This is a genomic window from Sphaerisporangium sp. NPDC049457 (assembly GCF_055586705.1).
Genome location: NZ_JBVJHR010000026.1, coordinates 1 through 17510, shown reverse-complemented (window position 1 = coordinate 17510; position 17510 = coordinate 1). Strand labels below are relative to the sequence as shown.

The following is a 17510-nucleotide window of genomic DNA, read 5'->3' as shown; positions in this document are numbered from 1 at the left end:
ACCGTGCTTCGCGAGTTCAAGCTCCCCGACGTGGGTGAAGGCCTGACCGAGGCCGAGATCGTCAAGTGGCACGTCGCCGCCGGCGACAAGGTCGAGATCAACCAGACGATCGTGGAGATCGAGACGGCCAAGGCCGTCGTCGAGCTGCCCTGCCCCTTCGAGGGCGTGGTCAGCTCCCTCATGGCCGCCGAGGGCGAGACGGTCGACGTCGGCCGCCCGATCATCGCGGTGGACGACGGCGAGGGCGGCCCCGCGCCCTCCGCCGGAGCCGCCGCGGGCACCGGCGCCCCCGCCGTCTCCGGACCCGGAACCCCCGCGGCCCCCGCCGAGGGCGGTCCGGTGCCGCGCGCGGCGGCGCTGGCCGACGACATGGTCCCCGGCCCGCCCGCCGGCGCCGGCGGAACCCCGGCCCGCCAGCCGGTGCTGGTCGGATACGGCGTCAAGCCGGGCGCCACCTCCCGCCGTCCCCGCAAGACCACCACCCCATCCCCGGGCGCCGCGTCGGCGACCTCTGGCCCGCACGCTCCGGCGCAGCCCGATCAACCCCGGCCCACCGCGGTCCAGCCCGCCGCCGCACAGCCCGCACAGGCGGCACAGTCCGCGCAGGCCGTGCGGGCGTCGGGCGGGGTGGCCGTGCTGGCCAAGCCTCCGGTGCGCAAGCTGGCCAGGGACCTCGGCGTGGACCTCGCCGCGCTCACCGGCACCGGCCCGAACGGCTCCATCACCCGGGACGACGTGCACGCCGCCGCCGAGGGCGCCGTGCCCGCCGCGGCGGCGCCGGGCGTCGCACCGTCCGCGTACGCCGGCCCGGCTCCGGCCGAACGCGAGGAGCGCATCCCGATCAAGGGCGTGCGCAAGGCCACGGCGGCCGCCATGGTCGCCTCGGCCTTCACCGCTCCGCACGTGACCGAGTGGCTCCAGGTCGACGTCACCGCCACCATGGACGCCGTGCGGCGGCTGCGCGAGATGCCCGACTTCGCCGAGGTCAGGGTCTCGCCGCTGCTGCTGGTCGCCAAGGCGCTGCTCACGGCCGTCCGGCGGTACCCGCTGATCAACTGCACCTGGACGGGGGAGGAGATCGTGGTGAAGCGCTACGTGAACCTCGGCATCGCCGCGGCCACGCAGCGCGGGCTCATCGTGCCGAACGTCAAGGAGGCGCAGGCCATGGGCCTGCCGGAACTGGCCGGCGCGCTCGGCGAGCTCACCGAGAAGGCCCGGTCGGGACGGTGCACCCCCGCCGACCTGACCGGCGGCACGATCACCATCACCAACGTGGGGGTGTTCGGCGTGGACGCGGGCACGCCCATCCTCAACCCCGGCGAGGCGGCGATCCTGGCGTTCGGCCAGGTGCGCGACCTGCCGTGGGTCGTGGACGGCCAGATCGTCCCTCGCAAGGTCACCACGCTCGCGCTGTCCTTCGACCACCGCGTCGTGGACGGCGAGATCGGCTCCTACGTCCTGCGCGACGTGGGCGCGATGCTCCAGGACCCCCTCCGCATGCTCGCCTGGAACTGACCCGAACCTGGACCGATGGTCCCCCTCCGGAGGTCCCCCCGCTTCCGGAGGGCGGCCGTGGCCGCGCGCGTGCCGCTGTCGTGGCGGCCCGCGCGCGTACCGGGCGGGGCCGGGCCGTACGCTGGCGGTCTGCCATCGCTGAAGGAGAGATCATGTTCCGGCACGTCGTGATGTTCACCTGGGTCGCGGGCGCCACCGAGGAGCAGAAGGCCGAGGTGGAGGCCGGGCTGAAGGAACTGCCGGCGGCGATCCCGGAGATCCGCCGCTACGAGGTCGGCAGGGACGCGGGCATCAACCCGGGGAACCACGAGTTCGCCGTCGTGGCCGACTTCGACTCGGTCGAGGACTACCTGGTGTACCGCGACCACCCGGTGCACCGGGCGGTCATCGCCGACGTCATCAGGCCGATCCTCGCCGGCAGGGCCGCGGTGCAGTACAGCATCTGAGCACAGCATCTCAACGGTGCCGTACGGCCCGGAGGCGGCCGTACGGCGTCGCGAGAGAGGGCGTGCTCGGGGGCCGCGCCCGAAGGTCAGATGGTGGGCGGGTGGTTCTCGCGGTGCTGCGGGACCTCGGTCTCGGAGATCTCGACGCGGCGTGACATGAGGAAGAAGCTCAGCAGCAGCCCCACGACGCCGACGATCATGAAGATCACGCCGATGATGTCGATGTGGACGGCGCTGCCGAGCACGTCGGGCTCGATCGCGAACTTCAGAATCGCCCCGATGGTCAGAAAGAAGATACTGACCCCGATGCCCATCCAGACCTCCGGGACTCGTGTTCGGTAAAGAGCGCTACGCGGCAGGTTAATACCCAGCCGCGCGCGGTAACACTACCGATCTCAGCACCCTTCCAGCACGAATTCCCCGCGCCCGCCGGGCGATCGCCGCCCCTGCGGGCCCGCGCGAGCCGTCAACGGCACGCCGTGACCCGCTGATCGTGGCCCGGAACCCGTCGGCCGGTGTGCCCAGGACGCGTCGGCCCGACGGTCCGCGACCTGCCGTCGGCCTGGCACCGGCCCCGGGTCAGAAGGCCTCTTCGGGGAGCTCCATCAGGCTCTGGTCGGTCGCGGCGAGCGTCCGGCGCTCAGCGGCCAGGCGGGGCAGCACGGTCTGGGCGAAGAAGCACGCGGCGGCCACCTTGCCGGTGTAGAACGCCTTGTCGCGGTCGGAGGCGCCGAGGGCCTTGAGCGCCACCTCGGCCTGCCGCAGGAGCAGCCAGGCGATGACCAGGTCGCCCAGGGCCAGCAGGAACCTGGTGGTGTTGAGGCCTGCCTTGTAGACCTCCTTCGGGTTCTCCAGCGACCCGATCGCCCATCCGGCCATGGTGTCGGCCATCGTCTTGACCTCGCCGGCGGCCTCGTCGAGCAGCTTGCGCTCCTCCTTGAGCCTGCCGTTGCCGGCCTCGGAGGCGGCGAACTCCCTGACCTCGGCCAGCAGCGCGCCGAGCGCGGCACCCTGGTTGCGCAGGACCTTGCGGAAGAACAGGTCCAGGCCCTGGATGGCCGTGGTGCCCTCGTACAGCGAGTCGATCTTGGCGTCCCGGATGTACTGCTCGATCGGGTAGTCCTGCAGATACCCCGAGCCGCCCAGCGTCTGCAGGGACCGGGCCAGCATCTCGTACGAGCGCTCGGAGCCGACGCCCTTGACCAGGGGGAGCAGCAGGTCGTTCATCGCCTCGGCCGCGGGGTTCGCGGTTCCCTCGAACTCGGCGATCTGGACCGCGTCCTGGAAGGTCGCCGTGTACAGCACCAGCGCGCGCAGTCCCTCGGCGTAGGACTTCTGCGTCATGAGCTCGCGGCGGACGTCCGGGTGGTGGGTGATGGTCACGCGCGGAGCGGTCTTGTCGGCCATCCTGGTCATGTCGGCGCCCTGCACCCGCTGCTTGGCGTACTCCAGCGCGTTCAGGTAACCGGTGGACAGGGTGGCGATCGCCTTGGTGCCGACCATCATGCGCGCGTGCTCGATGATCATGAACATCTGCTTGATGCCCTCGTGCACGCCGCCGATCAGGGTGCCGACGGCCGGGTGCTTCTCGCCGAAGGTCAGCTCACACGTCGTGGAGACCTTCAGGCCCATCTTGTGCTCGACGTTGGTCACGTACACGCCGTTGCGCTCGCCGAGCTCGCCGGTCTCGATGTCCACGTGGTACTTGGGCACCAGGAACATCGACAGGCCCTTGGTGCCGGGACCCGCGCCCTCGGGCCGGGCCAGCACCAGGTGGAAGATGTTCTCCGCCATGTCGTGCTCGGCGCTGGTGATGAAGCGCTTGACGCCCTCGATGTGCCAGGTGCCGTCGGGCTGCTGGACGGCCTTGGCGCGTCCGGCGCCGACGTCGGAGCCGGCGTCCGGCTCGGTCAGCACCATCGTGGCGCCCCACTGCCGCTCGATGGCCAGCATGGCGAACCGCTTCTGCTCCTCGGTGCCGATGGTGTGCAGCACGTGGGCGAAGGCGGGGCCGCTCGAGTACATCCAGATGGCCGGGTTGGAGCCCAGGATCAGGTCGGCCACCGCCCAGCTCACGCTGCGCGGCAGACCGGGGCCGCCGAGCTCCTCCGGCAGGTCGAGATTGGTCCAGCCCGCGTCCCGGAAGGTCTCGAAGGACTTCTTGAAGCGCGGAGGCATCGTCACCGTGTTGGTGGCGGGGTCGAAGACCGGCGGAGTGCGGTCGCCCTCCTCGAACGAGTCGGCGAGCACGCCGGTGGACAGCCGCTCCACCTCGGCGATCACGGTGCGCACGGTGTCCTCGTCCACCTCGGCGAACCGCCCGGTGCCAAGGATCTCGCGACGGCCGAGCACCTCGAACAGGTTGAATTCAAGGTCGCGAACGTTGCTCTTGTAGTGGCCCATGGCAGCGCGTCCCCTCGTCAAGGCATACGGGCGGTGTCCTACTGGTGAGTAACCTTACCGCATATGCTACCCGCGAGTAACCCCTAGAAAACCGGCGAACACGCGATACCTCACCTACTGCGCGCATCACCTGACCTGCGCCATCCGGACATTCGCCCCACGAACCCGCGAGCGCGTCCCCCGTCGTCGGCGCACGGCCCGGACCAGGTCGTCCGCGCCCAGCGCGGCCGCGAGACAGGCCACCGGGATCACGGGGAGCACGTACCGGTGGTCGAAGTCGAGCACCGCCACCGGGCCGGTCAGCAGGAAGACGGCCGCCGCCCACGGCAGCGCCGCGCGCCGCCGTCCGATGATCGCGCCCAGACCGCCGACCAGGAGGAGCAACGCGATCACCGGGCCGCGCACGTACGCCGGGTACTGATAGGCCACCAGCGCCCCCGCCCACGGCTCGGCCGAGCGCAGCCCCCGGATGGCCGGGTCGTACTCCTGACGGACCTTCGCCACCAGCGGCTGGTCCGGCAGCGCCCACTCGCCCCGCGCGAAGCCGAAGGCCGGCGTGACCCGCGCCGGATGCCGCACCGGCGTCCAGGCGAAGGTCAGCGCGGTGTCCCGCGCCACGTCGGCGAGGTAGTCCAGCGGCTGCGCCATGATGGCCCGCAGGGCGAAGGAGCGCGCCAGGTCGTTGTTACCGTCCCGCCCGCCCGGCAGCCGGTTGAGCGAGGCCGCGGGGTCCCACACGTACTCCGAGGCCGCGTCCTGGCGTGCCCCGTTGGGGCACAGGCCCCGCTCGGCGGCGGGCGGCCTGATCACCGCGCAGTCGGCGAAGGTCATGGTGCGCGCCCACAGCACCACCCCGTCCCCGCCGGTCAGCGCGAACCTCCCGTTGACCTGGGCGTTCCAGCCCGCGTACGCGACCAGCGGCAGTGCTCCCGCCAGCGCCGCGGCGGCCAGACGGCGCACGCCGGCCCGCCGCACGGCCAGGTACAACAGGACGAGGACGAGCAGAGGAAGGGCGATCGTCCTGGTCAGCGCGGCCATGGCCAGCAGCGCCCCGGCCGCCGCGCAGGCCCGCACGGTCGGCCTCGGCGACCACCCGAGCACGGCCAGTGCCGCGACGACGAGGAAGATGAACAGGGTGTCCGACAGCACGGCGTGCTCCAGACGCAGGAACGACGCGTCGAACAATCCGGGCGCGGCGGCCAGGCACGCCCCCCAGGCGGGCAGCCCCCGCCGGCGCAGCACCGCGTAGATCAGCACCCCGATGCCGAGCCCCATCGCGTGCTGGACGCCGGCCACCAGGGCCACGCTGTGGAACGGCCGCAGCAGCCACAGCAGCAACGGATACCCGCTCGGGTGAAATCCCAGCGACGGCCGCGGATGCGACGCCACGTCCAGGTAGCTGAACGAGTCATACCAGTACAACTGCGCCGGCCGATACCCGAGCATCGTCACTCCCCGCAACACCGCCGCGAGCCCCAGCACGACGGTGAAGCATCGGTGCGCGCGGAAGGTGTGCCGGGTTCGGCGGAGGACTGCGGAGGGTGCTGTACGGGAGAGAGGTGGCATCGCGGGTCCGCTTCGTTTTCGGGCATGCCGACGACATCTCGTGTCGTTTCATGCACGGTGAGTAGGCGATCGCGGGCATGGCCGTGCCCGGCGGCGGTGGGAGTCAGGTCAGATCTGGAGGTTCCAGGCGCTCATGCCACCCGCCGCCCGGCCCTGGTGAGGTGGCGAGCCAAAGGCGGCCACCCCGGTGGGCGACCGTCGATCAGGAACCATCGGGGCAGTAGTTCTCCACGGTGATCGCCGGGTTCGGATGCGGAGCCGCGTCGACCAGCAGCAGCGCCGTACCCGGCTTGCTCATCACGCCGTCGTGGACGTGCCACCAGTCCGGCGCCGACGGGACCAGGCCGTGATAGGTCGCGAACTCCACGTGCGGCACCCCCCGCTCCTTGAGCATCCGCACGACGGCCTGGACGCGCTCGTTGGCGAACGGAACGCAGTGGAGCGGCTCGCCGTCGGCGGCCAGCGTCGATCTCCCCTTGTACTGCTCCCCAGGGCGTGCCCGGCGACCGAGCAGGATGCTCGCCCTGCCCTTGTAGCCGACCGGCACCTTGAGCCCGATCTGGCACTCACGCGAGCGACGCGGGAAGCCGCAGCCCGGGGTTTCCAGGGCGGTGATCTCGTTGCTGAAGGTCATGATCACCCCTTCCATGCTCGGGGTGACGGGTTCCAGCACCAGCCTGATGTTCAGATGAACGGCCCTGAACTCCCTCTCATAGCGCTTCGGGTCGGCGAACAGGTCCTTCACCGTGATGATGTAGTCGCCCTCCTGCCGCGTGATCTCCAGCGCGGCGGAGGCGGGCCGGGGTCCGAGACCGGCCGCGTCCGGCAGGAACCAGCTCGCCAGCACGATCGCGGCGGCCAGGGGCGCGAGCACGCGCAGGCGGCGATGCCACCCCGGGCGTCCTCGCACCGGCGCCCCGGCCCTGGCGTCCGGCTCGTACGCCGCGCCGGACGTGATCTCGTTCAGCAACTCCCGTGCGCCCGGGGTCATCCCGGGGCCGGGGTCGGGGGCGATGGAGGCGACGAGCCGGTCGATGTGGCCGTTCATGATTGCCCCTTCAGCAGCGCGACCGCGCGCGGGCCGTACGCGACCAGGTCGAGGTCCGCGGCGTCCAGCTCTCGGGCGAGCCGTTTGCGGGCGCGGTGCAGGCGCAGGCGCACGGCACCGCGCGAGCAGCCCAGCACCGTGGCGATCTGCGCGGTGTCCAGCCCTTCCCAGCTCACCAGCGAGAGCAGTTCTCTGTCGTCCGGGCTGAGCCGGCGGAACACCTCGCGGATCGTGCCGACGTCCCGGTACGGCTCGTCCTGCTCCCAGGTGGCCAGCTCGTCGCGCAGGCGCGTGGCCAGCGCGGTGCGCCGCAGTTCGCCGCGGCGCTGGTTGGCGAGGACGAGCCGCGCGACCCCGTACAGCCAAAGTCGCGCCTGCTCGCCTTCGGGGATGTCGCCCACCCGGCGCCAGGCGGTGGTGAAGGTCTCCGAGAGCGCGTCGGCGGCGTCGTCGGGGGACTGGGTGCGCCGCCGGACGTACCCGAGGAGGTCCGCGTAGTGCGCCATGTAGATCTCCTCGAAGCGCTGCCTGGGATCGGGTGGTCCCACGTCGCCGTCCTTCCCGATGGGGGCTGCTCCTCTGGGCCAAGCCGGAGGAGCCACTCGTCACCACACATGTCCGGCTATCGGCAAACGTTTCACCCAATGTGGAGAAGAGAAATGCGTCTGGTGGGCATCCGCGCGCCGACAACGCCGAACGGGCCGCCACTGAGTGACGGCCCGGGATATGAGGCGGTTCTGGAACGAGCTCCGTGGTGGAACAGGCTTCGAGGTGGGACGGAGTCCGTGGTGGAACGGGCTCCGGGGACAGACGGGGGCTGAGGCGGAACGGGCTCCGGGGTGGACGGAGTCCGAGGTGAGAGGAGGCTGAGGCGGATGCGGAAAGCGGGTCAGCGGGCCGACTGGGCTCTTCCCCTGAGCGACATGGTGCCCACGGCCGCGATCAGATAGACGAGGGCGCCGCCCCACAGCGCGTCCCAGGCGGCGCCGAACACGCCCTCCTGGTCGAAGACGAGCTGCACCGGGTACATCAGCACGGCCGCCGCGATGCCGGGGTAGAGCGCGAACCGCCACGGGTGCCGCAGCGACCAGAGCCTGGCCTGCCGGGTCACCCGGTCGCCGACGTTCGGCTTGCCGACCGCGCCGATGGCCGCGACCACGCTGAACAGGTTGATGCCGAGGCACAGGGCCCACGTCAGGTCGGCGGGGCCGGGGAAGATGACCCCCATGAGAAAGCTGATCGCCGCGCTCGCACCACCGGTGATCGCCGCGGCCTTCCACGGCGCGCCCCGCAGGGCCGCGCCGGCGAGCGACATCTCGTCGCGTCGAGTCAGTTCGTTCATGTTCACAGATTGCCCCGCGCGGCCGCCCGGGCACATCGGGGACGAACCCTGAACCGCCCCTGACACCGCCTGCGACCACTTATGTGATGGTTTCGGGAGATTCGATACCCTGTGGCCATGTCTGTGATCTTTCGTGCCGCTCGCCAGGCAGATGTCCCCTTGATCGTGGCGATGCTCGCCGACGACCCGATCGCGGCGACGCGGGAGGGCGATCCGTCGGACGAGGTCTACCTCGACGCTTTCCAGGCCATCGACGCCGACCCGCGGCAGGAGCTGATCGTCGCCGAGACCGGCGGCCAGGTGGCGGGCACCATGCAGATCACCTACATCCCGGGACTGTCCCGTAGGGGCGCGGAGCGAGCGCTGATCGAGGCCGTCAGGGTGGGCGCGGCCATGCGCGGCCAGGGCCTCGGCCGCGCGATGATCCTTTGGGCCGTCGACCGGGCTCGCGACCGCGGCTGCCGGATGGTGCAGCTCACCAGCGACAAGGCCCGCGCCGACGCCCACCGCTTCTACACCTCGCTCGGCTTCGTCGACTCCCACGTGGGTTTCAAACTCGCCCTGTGACCGGCGGCGTCGCACGGCCCGCCCGTCCCAGGACAGGGCCCGTCGGGACGCCAAGAGCCGCGCGGACGCGAGGAGCCGTCCGGACGCCAAAGCCCGCGCGGACGCCGGGGCCGCGCGGCGTCAGGGCAGTGGAGCGATCTCCACGAGGTTGTCGTGGTAGACGGCGCCCCTGCCCATGTCGGCGTCCCGCTCGTCGACCAGGACGTTCACGTTGACCCCGCCCGGGCTGAGCTTGGGCCAGTTGCCCTTGGTGGTCGCGACGACCCCTTGGGCCACCCGGTCGCTGACGCGCAGCTCAAGCGTCATCTCGCCGTTGCCGTTGAACACCCGTACGCGCTGCCCGTCGCTCAGCCCGCGCTCGGCGGCGTCCTTGCCGTTGACCAGGATCTCCGGGGTGCCGGCGCGGCGCGCCAGCTCCGGGTTGTTGCCGAACACCGTGTTGAGGAAGGTGTGCGCCGCCGGGGTGACCATCGCCAGCTTGTACGGCCCGTCGGTGACCGCCGACAGGGGCGCGACGTACCCCTCGCCCTCAGGCGGGAACTCCAGCTTCCCCGAGGCGGTCGGGAAACCGTCAGTGAACGGCAGGAACGGGTCGGGGTAGTTCAGGCGGGCCCATCCGTCCCGGCGGAGCCGCTCGACGGTGATCCCCTCCAGCGCTGGATGGCCGCCCGACAGCAGTTGCTCGGCGATCTCAAGGTCGGAGTCGTACAAGGAGGGCTCGGTCAGCCCCAGGCGGCGGCCCAGCCGGCGGAAGGTCTCGGTCGTCGACAGGCACTCGCCGGGCGGGGCCACCGCGGGCTCGTTCCACATCAGGTACATGTGGCCGTACCCGGCGTGCAGGTCGAAGTGCTCGATCTGCATGGTCGCCGGCAGGACGATGTCGGCGTAGTCGACGGTGTCGGTCGGGAACTGCTCCATCACCACCGTGAACAGGTCTTCGCGCGACAGGCCCGCGCGCACGCGGTTCTGGTCGGAGGTGCTGCCCATCGGGTTGGCGGCGTAGACCCACAGGCACTTCACCGGGTGGGCGGTGTCCTCCAGCCCCTCGGCGAGCCGGGTCATCGTCAGCGTCCTGACCGGTCCGGGGAGCAGGTCGGGGCGGACGTCGGCCTGGATGGGGACGTGCCCGCTGGTGGAGTAGGCGACGCCGCCGCCCAGGTGCCGCCAGTCGCCGGTCACGCCCGGGATGGCGGCGATCGTCCGCATGGCGGTGCCGCCGCCCTGGTGGCGTTGGATGCCCATCGTGGCCCGGATGCCGGTCGGCCGGGTGTGCGCGAGCCGTACGCCGAGCGCGCGGATGTCCTTCTCGGGGATGCCGGTGATCTCGGCCGCCACCCTGGGCGGATATTTCTGGATCTCTCGTTCGAAGTCCGGCCAGCCGTGCGTGTGGTTCTCCAGGAACTCCCGGTCCTCGGCGCCCTCGTCGAGCACGACGTGCAGCAACGCGAGCGCGAGCGCGGCGTCGGTGCCCGGCCGGATCGCCAGGTGCTCGTCGGCCTGGTCCGCGGTGCGCGTCCTGATCGGGTCGATCGTCACCACGTGCGCGCCCGCCGCCCGCGCCTGCTGGATGAACTTCCACAGGTGATGGCCGCTGGTCAGCGTGTTCGTCCCCCACAGCAGGATCAGCCTGGAGTGGGCGAACGACTCCGGGTCCATGCCGCCCGGCGTCCCGTTCGTCCGCGCGAGCCCGAGGTTGCCGGCCCTGGAGCAGATGTTCAGGTCGTGGTACGACGCCCCCAGCGCGTTCCAGAGCCGCCGCCCGGCCTGGCCCGTCTCGCCCTGGATGTACCCGAGCGTCCCGGTGCCCTGGTACGGCCAGATCGCCTCGCCGCCGTACTCGTCGATGATCGAGGTGAGCCGCTCCGCGATCTCGTCCAGCGCCTCGTCCCAGCTGATGCGCTCGAAGCGCCCCGACCCCTTCGGCCCGACCCGGCGCATCGGGTGGAGGATCCGGTCGTCCGCCTTGGCGTGCTCCAGATAGCGGTTGACCTTCACGCACAGCGCGCCGCGCGTGTACGGCTGGTCGTGGTTGCCGCGCAGGCGCACCGCTTCGCCGTCCTTCACCGTCACGACCCACGAGCAGGTGTCGGGGCAGTCGAGGGGGCACGCGCCAAGGACATTCAGCTCACGACTCATGGACAGAACGGTACATAGAGACTGCAAGACGGGGAGGTACCCGGGGGTGAGGGTATTGGTACGAACCTGACATCCGCCCCAGGTAGTGCGATCAGCCCATACTTACGGGCGATGCGCGAAGGGCCCTCCTACCGTCACCATTGAGGACGCCCCATGTGACTGATCCCCCACGGCCGGACGCGCCGTAGAGTGTCAGCGAATGGCCGGGGTGCACCGGTTCGCCGACGACGCCGAGGCGTGAGCCGACGGGGTCGCCCGAACGCCGGTGAGCTTCTGCCCTTCAGCAGGTGAACAGACCCTAGGGAAAGATCATATGCCCCGAGACGTGCGCAGACGCCAGCGGTGACCGACATCAGGGAGCGCGACGAGGCAGAGGAGGCGGCGGAGGAGAGCATCTCCGTCGCCGGGTCCTCCATGACACCGAACGGCCCGCGCACTCCTGGCCACCCCACGGGCGTCTCCACCGCACGGGATGACGCGCCGGATGACGACGCACCGCATGACGCGCTGGGTGACGCGCCTGAAATCGCCGTCGCGGTCACGGCGAAGGGTCCCCGCCCCATCCCTGGCGAGCCGATCGTGCCCGTCGTCGAGCCGCTGCTGCCCCAGCGCATCCGCAGGCCGTCCGACGCCCTGCGCTTCTTCGTCACCCTCCTCGCGCTGGCCGCGGCCGTCCTGCTCGCCCTCGTCGCCAAGCAGACGCTCAACGGCCTCGAGGCCGACGTCACCGACGGCACCAGCAGGGCACCAGACCTGCTCATCGGCATCGCCAGCTTCCTCGCCGGCACCGCCGTCCTCGCCGTGCCCGCCGCGTTCGCCGTCGAGCGGGTCTTCCACCGCGACGGGCTGCGCGTGGCCGAGGGCCTGATCGCGGCGATCATCGGCATGCTCGTCTCCTTCGTCCTCGGCGAGTGGCTGGCCGTGGCCGGCCCCGGCGACCTGCGCGTCCTGCTCACCGGCAACCGCGACGTGGAGCCGCTCAACACCCTGCTCACCTCGGTCGTCGCCTACGTCACCGCCGTGCGCATCTCCCGTCGCCCCACCTGGCGGGCCATGATGTGGATGGCGATCGCCCTCGACGTGTTCGCCCTGTTCACCAGCGCGGACGCCACCGCGCTCGGCGTCTTCGTCACCTACCTGGTCGGCCTGGCCGTCGGGTACGCCACCCTGTACGTCGTCGGCAGCCCCAACACCCGGCCGCCCGGCAGCGCCGTCATGTCCACCCTGCGCCGGCTCGGGTTCGCCCCCGCCAAGGCCAGGCGCATGGCCGACGACGCCCAGGGCAGCCGCCGCTACGCCGTGACCATGGCCGACGGGCGCCGGTTCGACATCACCGTCCTCGACCGCGACCGGCAGGTCGCCGGGCTCGTGTACCGCCTGTGGCGCGGCATCCGGCTCAGCTCCGAGACCCGCCGCAGGGCCATCCGCTCGCTGCGCGCCGAGCTCGAACGCGAGGCGCTGATGGCGTACGCCGCCCAGGCGGCCGGCGTGAACACCCCGCGACTGGTCGGCACCAGCGAGATCGGCACCGACGCCGCGCTCCTGGCGTACGAGCACCTCAGCACCCGCGCGCTCGACGACGTGCCCGACGACGAGCTGGACGACGAGCTGCTCGTCCGGATCTGGAAGCAGGTCGACCTGCTCCAGGCGCAGCGCCTGGCCCACCGGCACCTGACCGGCGAGAGCATCCACGTCGACGGCGACGGCGAGGTGGTGCTGACCGACGCCCGCAGCGGCGAGATCGCGGCCGGCGACCTGCTGCTGCGCCTGGACGTCACCCAGTTGCTCACCTACCTCGCGCTGCGGGTCGGGCCAGAGCGCTCGGTCATGTGCGCCGCCCAGGTCATCCCCAAGCGGGCGCTCGCCGGGGCGCTGCCGCTGCTCCAGCGCATCGCCCTCACCCGCAGCACGCGCGCCCAGGTCGGCAGGAACAAGGGCCTGCTGCCCGCGCTGCGCGAGCACATCCTCGCCCTCACCCCCCAGGTGGAGGTCGAGGAGGTGCGCCTGGAGCGCTTCCAGCCGCGCACGCTCGTCACGATCATCGCGAGCGCGCTGGCCGCGTACTTCCTGCTCTCGCAGCTCAGCCGGGTCAACCTCACCGAGGTGATCACCACGGCCGAGTGGGGCTGGGGCGGGGTCGCGCTGGCCGCGGCCGGCCTGAGCTACGTCGCGGCCGCGCTCATGGTGCGCGGCTTCGTCCCCGAGAAACTCCCTCTCGGGCAGACGGTGCTCGCCCAGTTCGCCGCCTCGTTCGTCAAGCTCGTCGCGCCCGCCGCCGTCGGCGCGGTGGCCATCAACTCGCGCTTCCTGCAGAAGCGCGGCATCGCGCCCGGCCTCGCCGTGGCCAGCGTGGGCGCCTCCCAGCTCGTGGGGCTCGGCTGCCACATCCTGCTGCTCCTGCTGTTCGGCTACCTCACCGGCATCAAGGCCGCGCCGTCGGTCAGCCCCTCGCGCGGGCTGGTCATCGCCTTGCTGTCCGGCGCCGTGCTCGTGCTGATCGTCCTCGCCGTGCCGCCGCTGCGGCGCCTGATCACCGGGCGCATCCGGTCGCTGTTCTCCGGAGTCATGCCCCGCCTGCTGGACGTGCTCCAGTCGCCGCGCAAGATCGTGGAAGGACTGAGCGGCACGCTGCTGCTGACGCTCACGTTCATCATCTGTCTCGCCGCCTGCGTGCGGGCCTTCGGCGGTTCGCTGAGCTTCGCGGCCGTGGCCATCGTCGTGCTGGCCGGCACGGCCATCGGCTCCGCCGCCCCCACGCCCGGCGGGCTCGGGGCGGTCGAGGGGGCGCTCTACGTCGGCCTGACGCTGTCCGGGCTGCCGCCCACGGTGGCGACGTCCGCCGTACTGCTCTACCGGCTGCTCACCTTCTGGCTGCCGGTGCTGCCGGGGTGGGCGTCCTTCGCCTGGCTCCAGCGGCACGACGGCCTGTGACCACCGGCTCGTGACCGCGGGTCCCACATGGGGACCGCGGGTCCCACCTGGGATCCGACATGGGGATCCGGCATATGGAACAGGCCCGGTCCCCTGTGCCGGGGCCGGGCCTGTCGGGTGTCGGGTACCGCGGGTCAGATGATGCGCTCTCCCGGCTGGGGGATCTCCTTCTCGATCGCCGCGAGCTCCTCGGCGGAGAAGTCCAGGCGGTCGACGGCCGCGACGTTGTCCTCAAGCTGCCGGACGCCGCTCGCGCCGATCAGCACCGACGTCACCCGCTGGTCGCGCAGCGCCCACGCCAGCGCCATCTGGGCGAGCGACTGGCCGCGGCCCGCCGCGATGTCGTTCAGGGCGCGGACCCGCCGGAGCAGGTCGTCGGTGAGCTGGCTCGGCCGCAGGAACCGCTCCTGCGAGGCGCGCGACCCCTCAGGGACGCCCTGCAGGTACCTGTCGGTCAGCATGCCCTGCGCCAGCGGCGAGAACGGGATGCAGCCCACGCCCTCGGCCTCCAGGGTGTCCAGCAGGTCCTGCTCGATCCAGCGGTCCAGCATGGAGTAGCGCGGCTGATGGATGAGCAGCGGGGTGCCCATCTCCCGCAGGATGCGGGCCGCCTCCCTGGTCTGCTCGGCCGTGTAGTTGGAGATGCCCGCGTACAGGGCGCGCCCCGATCGCACGGCCGTGTCCAGCGCCCCCATCGTCTCTTCCAGCGGGGTTTCGGGATCGGGGCGGTGGCTGTAGAAGATGTCGACGTAGTCGAGCCCCATGCGTGACAGCGACTGGTCGAGGCTGGCCAGCATGTACTTGCGCGAGCCCCACTCGCCGTAGGGGCCGGGCCACATGTCGTACCCCGCCTTGGTGGAGATGATCAGCTCGTCGCGGTACGGCCGGAAGTCCTGGGCGAAGATGTGCCCGAAGTTGGCCTCGGCCGAGCCGTACGGCGGGCCGTAGTTGTTGGCGAGGTCGAAGTGGGTCACGCCCAGGTCGAAGGCTCTGCGCAGCGTCGCCCTCTGGGTGTCGAACGGCTTGTCGTCGCCGAAGTTGTGCCACAGGCCGAGCGAGACCGCGGGAAGCTTCAGGCCGCTCTTGCCCGACCGGTTGTACGGCTGGCGTTCGTAGCGGTCGCTGGTCGCCGAATAGGTCACTGCGTCTCCCCTGTCTCTTCGAGCTTCCGCGAGGCGGCCCGGTCGATGATCCACGAAAGGGTGAAGGCCTCCTCGCGCCATGCGTCGTACCGTCCGCTTCGACCGCCGTGGCCGGCGCCCATCTCGGTCTTGAGCAGGAACGGCCCGCCCTTCGCGGTGGCGCGGAGCCTGGCGATCCACTTCGCCGGCTCGTGGTAGAGCACACGGGTGTCATTGAGGCTGGTCAACGCAAGTATGGGAGGGTACACCCGGTCGTCGATGTTCTCGTAAGGGGTGTACGACTTCATGTACTCGTAGACGTCGGCGTTGTGCAGCGGGTCGCCCCACTCGTCCCATTCGATGACGGTGAGCGGCAGCGACGGGTCGAGGATCGTGTTCAGGGCGTCGACGAACGGCACCTCCGCCACGACGCCGGCGAACACCTCAGGGGCGAGGTTGGCCACCGCCCCCATCAGCAGGCCGCCGGCCGAACCGCCCCTGGCGATGATGTCGCTCGACCAGCCGGACTTCTTCAGATGCCGCGCCGCGGCCACGAAGTCGCTGAAGGTGTTCTTCTTCTGGGCCAGCTTGCCGTGCTCGTACCACTTGCGGCCCATCTCGCCGCCGCCCCGGACATGCGCGATCGCGAAGACGATGCCGCGGTCGAGCAGGCTGAGCCGCGCCACGGAGAACGAGGGGTCGATCGAGGTCTCGTAACTGCCGTATCCGTACAGCACGGTGGGGGCGGGGCGCTCGGTGCCCTTCTTCATGACGATCGAGATCGGAATGCGCGTGCCGTCGTCGGCGGTCGCCCATCCCCGGAACTGCTCGTAGTCGCCCGGCTCGTACCCGCCCAGCACCGGACGGCGCTTCAGCAGGATCAGCTGGTGCTCGGTGAGGTCGTAGTCGTACACCGAGGGGGGCGTGACCATCGAGGTGTAGGCCAGGCGCAGCCGCTTGGTGTGGAACTCGGGGTTCCCGGCCGGCTCGGCGGAGTGGATCGGCTCGGGGAAGGAGATCTCGTACGGATCGCCGTCCGCGGGCAGCACCCGGATGCCGGTGAGGCCGTCGCGGCGGAAGTGCACGACCGTGTGGTCGCTGAACGCGTCGACGTCGAGCAGCCGGGTGTCGTCGCGGTGCGGGATGAACGGCGTCCACGCGGCCGGGTCGTCCACCGGCGCGCTCGCGATCTCGAAGTTCTGCGCGTCCTCGTTGTGCAGGATGAGGAAGTGGTCCCCCGCGTGGTCGATGGAGTACTCCACACCGGTCTTGCGAGGGCGGACGACCCTGAACTCCCCGGTGGGGTACTCGGCGTCCAGGACGCGGACCTCGCTGGTGATCTTGCTCCCGGCGCTCAGTACGAGGTAGCGCTCGCTGCGGGTGAGGCCGACGCCGACCCAGAACCGCTCGTCGGCCTCCTCATAGACGAGCACGTCGTCCTCGGCGCGCGTGCCGAGGATGTGCCGGTACACGCGGTACGGCCGCCACGCCTCGTCGATGGTCGTGTAGAAGAACGCCGAGCCGTCCGCGGACCAGGCGCCCCCGTAGAAGATGCCCGGGATCTCGTCACCCAGCATCTCGCCGGACTCGAGCCGCTTGAAGCGCAGGGTGAAGCGCTCGTTGCCGCTGAAGTCGGTGGAGTACGCGAGCACGGTGCCGTCCGGGGAGATGGCCGAGGTGCCGACGGCGAAGAACGGGCTGTCGCCGGCCAGCTCGTTGCCGTCGAGGATCACCTGCTCACCCGGGAGCGGCTCGCCCGGCTTGAGCTCGGGAGGCGTGTCGCCGGTGGCCTCGAGCCGGCACTGGATCCCGTACTGCTTGCCCTCCGCGGTGCGGGAGTAGTACCACCAGCCGCCCTTGCGCGTGGGGACCGACAGATCGGTCTCAAGGGTGCGGCCCTTGATCTCCTGGAAGATCTGGTCCTGCAGGTCGCGCAGGTGCTCGGTGCTGGCCTTGGTGAAGGCGTTCTCAGCCTCGAGGTAGGCGACCGTGTCGGGATCTTCTTTGTTGGCCATCCATGCGTACTCGTCGATCACGGTGTCGCCGTGATGAGTGCGTTCGGCCGGGACCTTCTTCGCCACGGGAGGCATGTCGCTGCTCACGTCGCCGAGTCTATGGCGCGGTCTCGTCCGGCCCACTGGCCTGACGCGTGTCCATGACGGCGAAGTGTGCGCCGACACTCCCGAAGGCTGCTAATCTTTCAGTCGTCGGCATCGCCCGGCACAACCCCACACCACCGCACAGCGGCTCGGCGTGGGCGCGTGCACGTGGCGGCCGGTACCCCACGAACTTCACCGGTCTGACCGGGCGGTTTGCACCGCTCGATCCGATCGGGTAAGTTAGAGGGGTTGCCCTGGAGACGGGGCGGCCTGAATGCTAGATGGTTCGGGTGGTTGGAAGTCAAGTGCGGGTAACACCGCGATTTGGCTCTGATC

At 70.9% G+C, this 17510-nt stretch carries 13 protein-coding genes; 4 read left to right on the top strand and 9 right to left on the bottom strand.

Features of this window, described 5'->3' with window-relative positions; all coding sequences use genetic code 11:
• Positions 1–3: 3 nt before the first annotated feature.
• Together ACZ6QO_RS33055 and ACZ6QO_RS33050 are read left to right on the top strand one after the other, a co-directional pair.
• Positions 4–1515 (top strand): dihydrolipoamide acetyltransferase family protein, encoded by a 1512-nt coding sequence (locus ACZ6QO_RS33055; RefSeq protein ID WP_465856593.1) that lies wholly within the window; start codon positions 4–6, stop codon positions 1513–1515.
• Positions 1516–1667: 152 nt separating this feature from the next.
• The gene (locus tag ACZ6QO_RS33050) at positions 1668–1961 is read left to right on the top strand and encodes a Dabb family protein (RefSeq protein ID WP_465856591.1); all 294 of its coding nucleotides are present in this window, start codon (positions 1668–1670) and stop codon (positions 1959–1961) included.
• A gap of 86 nt (positions 1962–2047) precedes the next feature.
• Here the strand turns inward: ACZ6QO_RS33050 and ACZ6QO_RS33045 are convergent, their stop codons facing one another.
• From ACZ6QO_RS33045 to ACZ6QO_RS33020, 6 genes are all read right to left on the bottom strand, one after another.
• Positions 2048–2275: a DUF6458 family protein gene (locus ACZ6QO_RS33045; protein ID WP_465856589.1), complete on the bottom strand. Its 228-nt coding sequence runs from the start codon at positions 2273–2275 to the stop codon at positions 2048–2050.
• A 265-nt stretch (positions 2276–2540) separates the two neighbouring features.
• Entirely contained in the window at positions 2541–4364 is a 1824-nt protein-coding gene (locus ACZ6QO_RS33040) for an acyl-CoA dehydrogenase (protein ID WP_465856587.1), read from the bottom strand.
• Positions 4365–4490: 126 nt separating this feature from the next.
• Complete coding sequence (locus tag ACZ6QO_RS33035) at positions 4491–5846, bottom strand: hypothetical protein (RefSeq protein ID WP_465856585.1); 1356 nt, start codon at positions 5844–5846, stop codon at positions 4491–4493.
• 286 nt (positions 5847–6132) lie between these two features.
• Positions 6133–6978, bottom strand: coding sequence for a hypothetical protein (locus tag ACZ6QO_RS33030; RefSeq protein ID WP_465856583.1), 846 nt, complete (start codon positions 6976–6978; stop codon positions 6133–6135).
• The gene (locus ACZ6QO_RS33025) at positions 6975–7526 is read right to left on the bottom strand and encodes an RNA polymerase sigma factor (RefSeq protein ID WP_465856581.1); all 552 of its coding nucleotides are present in this window, start codon (positions 7524–7526) and stop codon (positions 6975–6977) included. Before ACZ6QO_RS33025 ends, ACZ6QO_RS33030 begins: the two co-directional genes overlap by 4 nt.
• Positions 7527–7867: 341 nt before the next feature.
• On the bottom strand, positions 7868–8320 hold the full coding sequence (locus ACZ6QO_RS33020; protein ID WP_465856579.1) for a hypothetical protein: 453 nt from the start codon (positions 8318–8320) through the stop codon (positions 7868–7870).
• Positions 8321–8437: 117 nt separating this feature from the next.
• On the opposite strand from ACZ6QO_RS33020, the gene ACZ6QO_RS33015 reads away from it, so the two are divergent.
• The gene (locus ACZ6QO_RS33015) at positions 8438–8887 is read left to right on the top strand and encodes a GNAT family N-acetyltransferase (protein ID WP_465856577.1); all 450 of its coding nucleotides are present in this window, start codon (positions 8438–8440) and stop codon (positions 8885–8887) included.
• A gap of 120 nt (positions 8888–9007) precedes the next feature.
• Here the strand turns inward: ACZ6QO_RS33015 and ACZ6QO_RS33010 are convergent, their stop codons facing one another.
• A complete protein-coding gene (locus tag ACZ6QO_RS33010) occupies positions 9008–11023 on the bottom strand; it encodes a molybdopterin-containing oxidoreductase family protein (RefSeq protein WP_465856575.1) in 2016 nt (671 codons plus the stop codon).
• Positions 11024–11365: 342 nt separating this feature from the next.
• On the opposite strand from ACZ6QO_RS33010, the gene ACZ6QO_RS33005 reads away from it, so the two are divergent.
• On the top strand, positions 11366–13954 hold the full coding sequence (locus ACZ6QO_RS33005) for a lysylphosphatidylglycerol synthase transmembrane domain-containing protein (RefSeq protein WP_465856573.1): 2589 nt from the start codon (positions 11366–11368) through the stop codon (positions 13952–13954).
• A gap of 134 nt (positions 13955–14088) precedes the next feature.
• On the opposite strand, the gene mgrA is transcribed toward ACZ6QO_RS33005, so the two are convergent.
• Positions 14089–15096 carry an L-glyceraldehyde 3-phosphate reductase gene (mgrA, locus tag ACZ6QO_RS33000; protein WP_465856571.1) on the bottom strand — a complete coding sequence of 336 codons (1008 nt, stop codon included), beginning with the start codon at positions 15094–15096 and terminating at the stop codon, positions 14089–14091.
• Positions 15093–17177 (bottom strand): S9 family peptidase, encoded by a 2085-nt coding sequence (locus tag ACZ6QO_RS32995; RefSeq protein ID WP_465856569.1) that lies wholly within the window; start codon positions 17175–17177, stop codon positions 15093–15095. Before ACZ6QO_RS32995 ends, mgrA begins: the two co-directional genes overlap by 4 nt.
• Positions 17178–17510 lie beyond the last annotated feature (333 nt).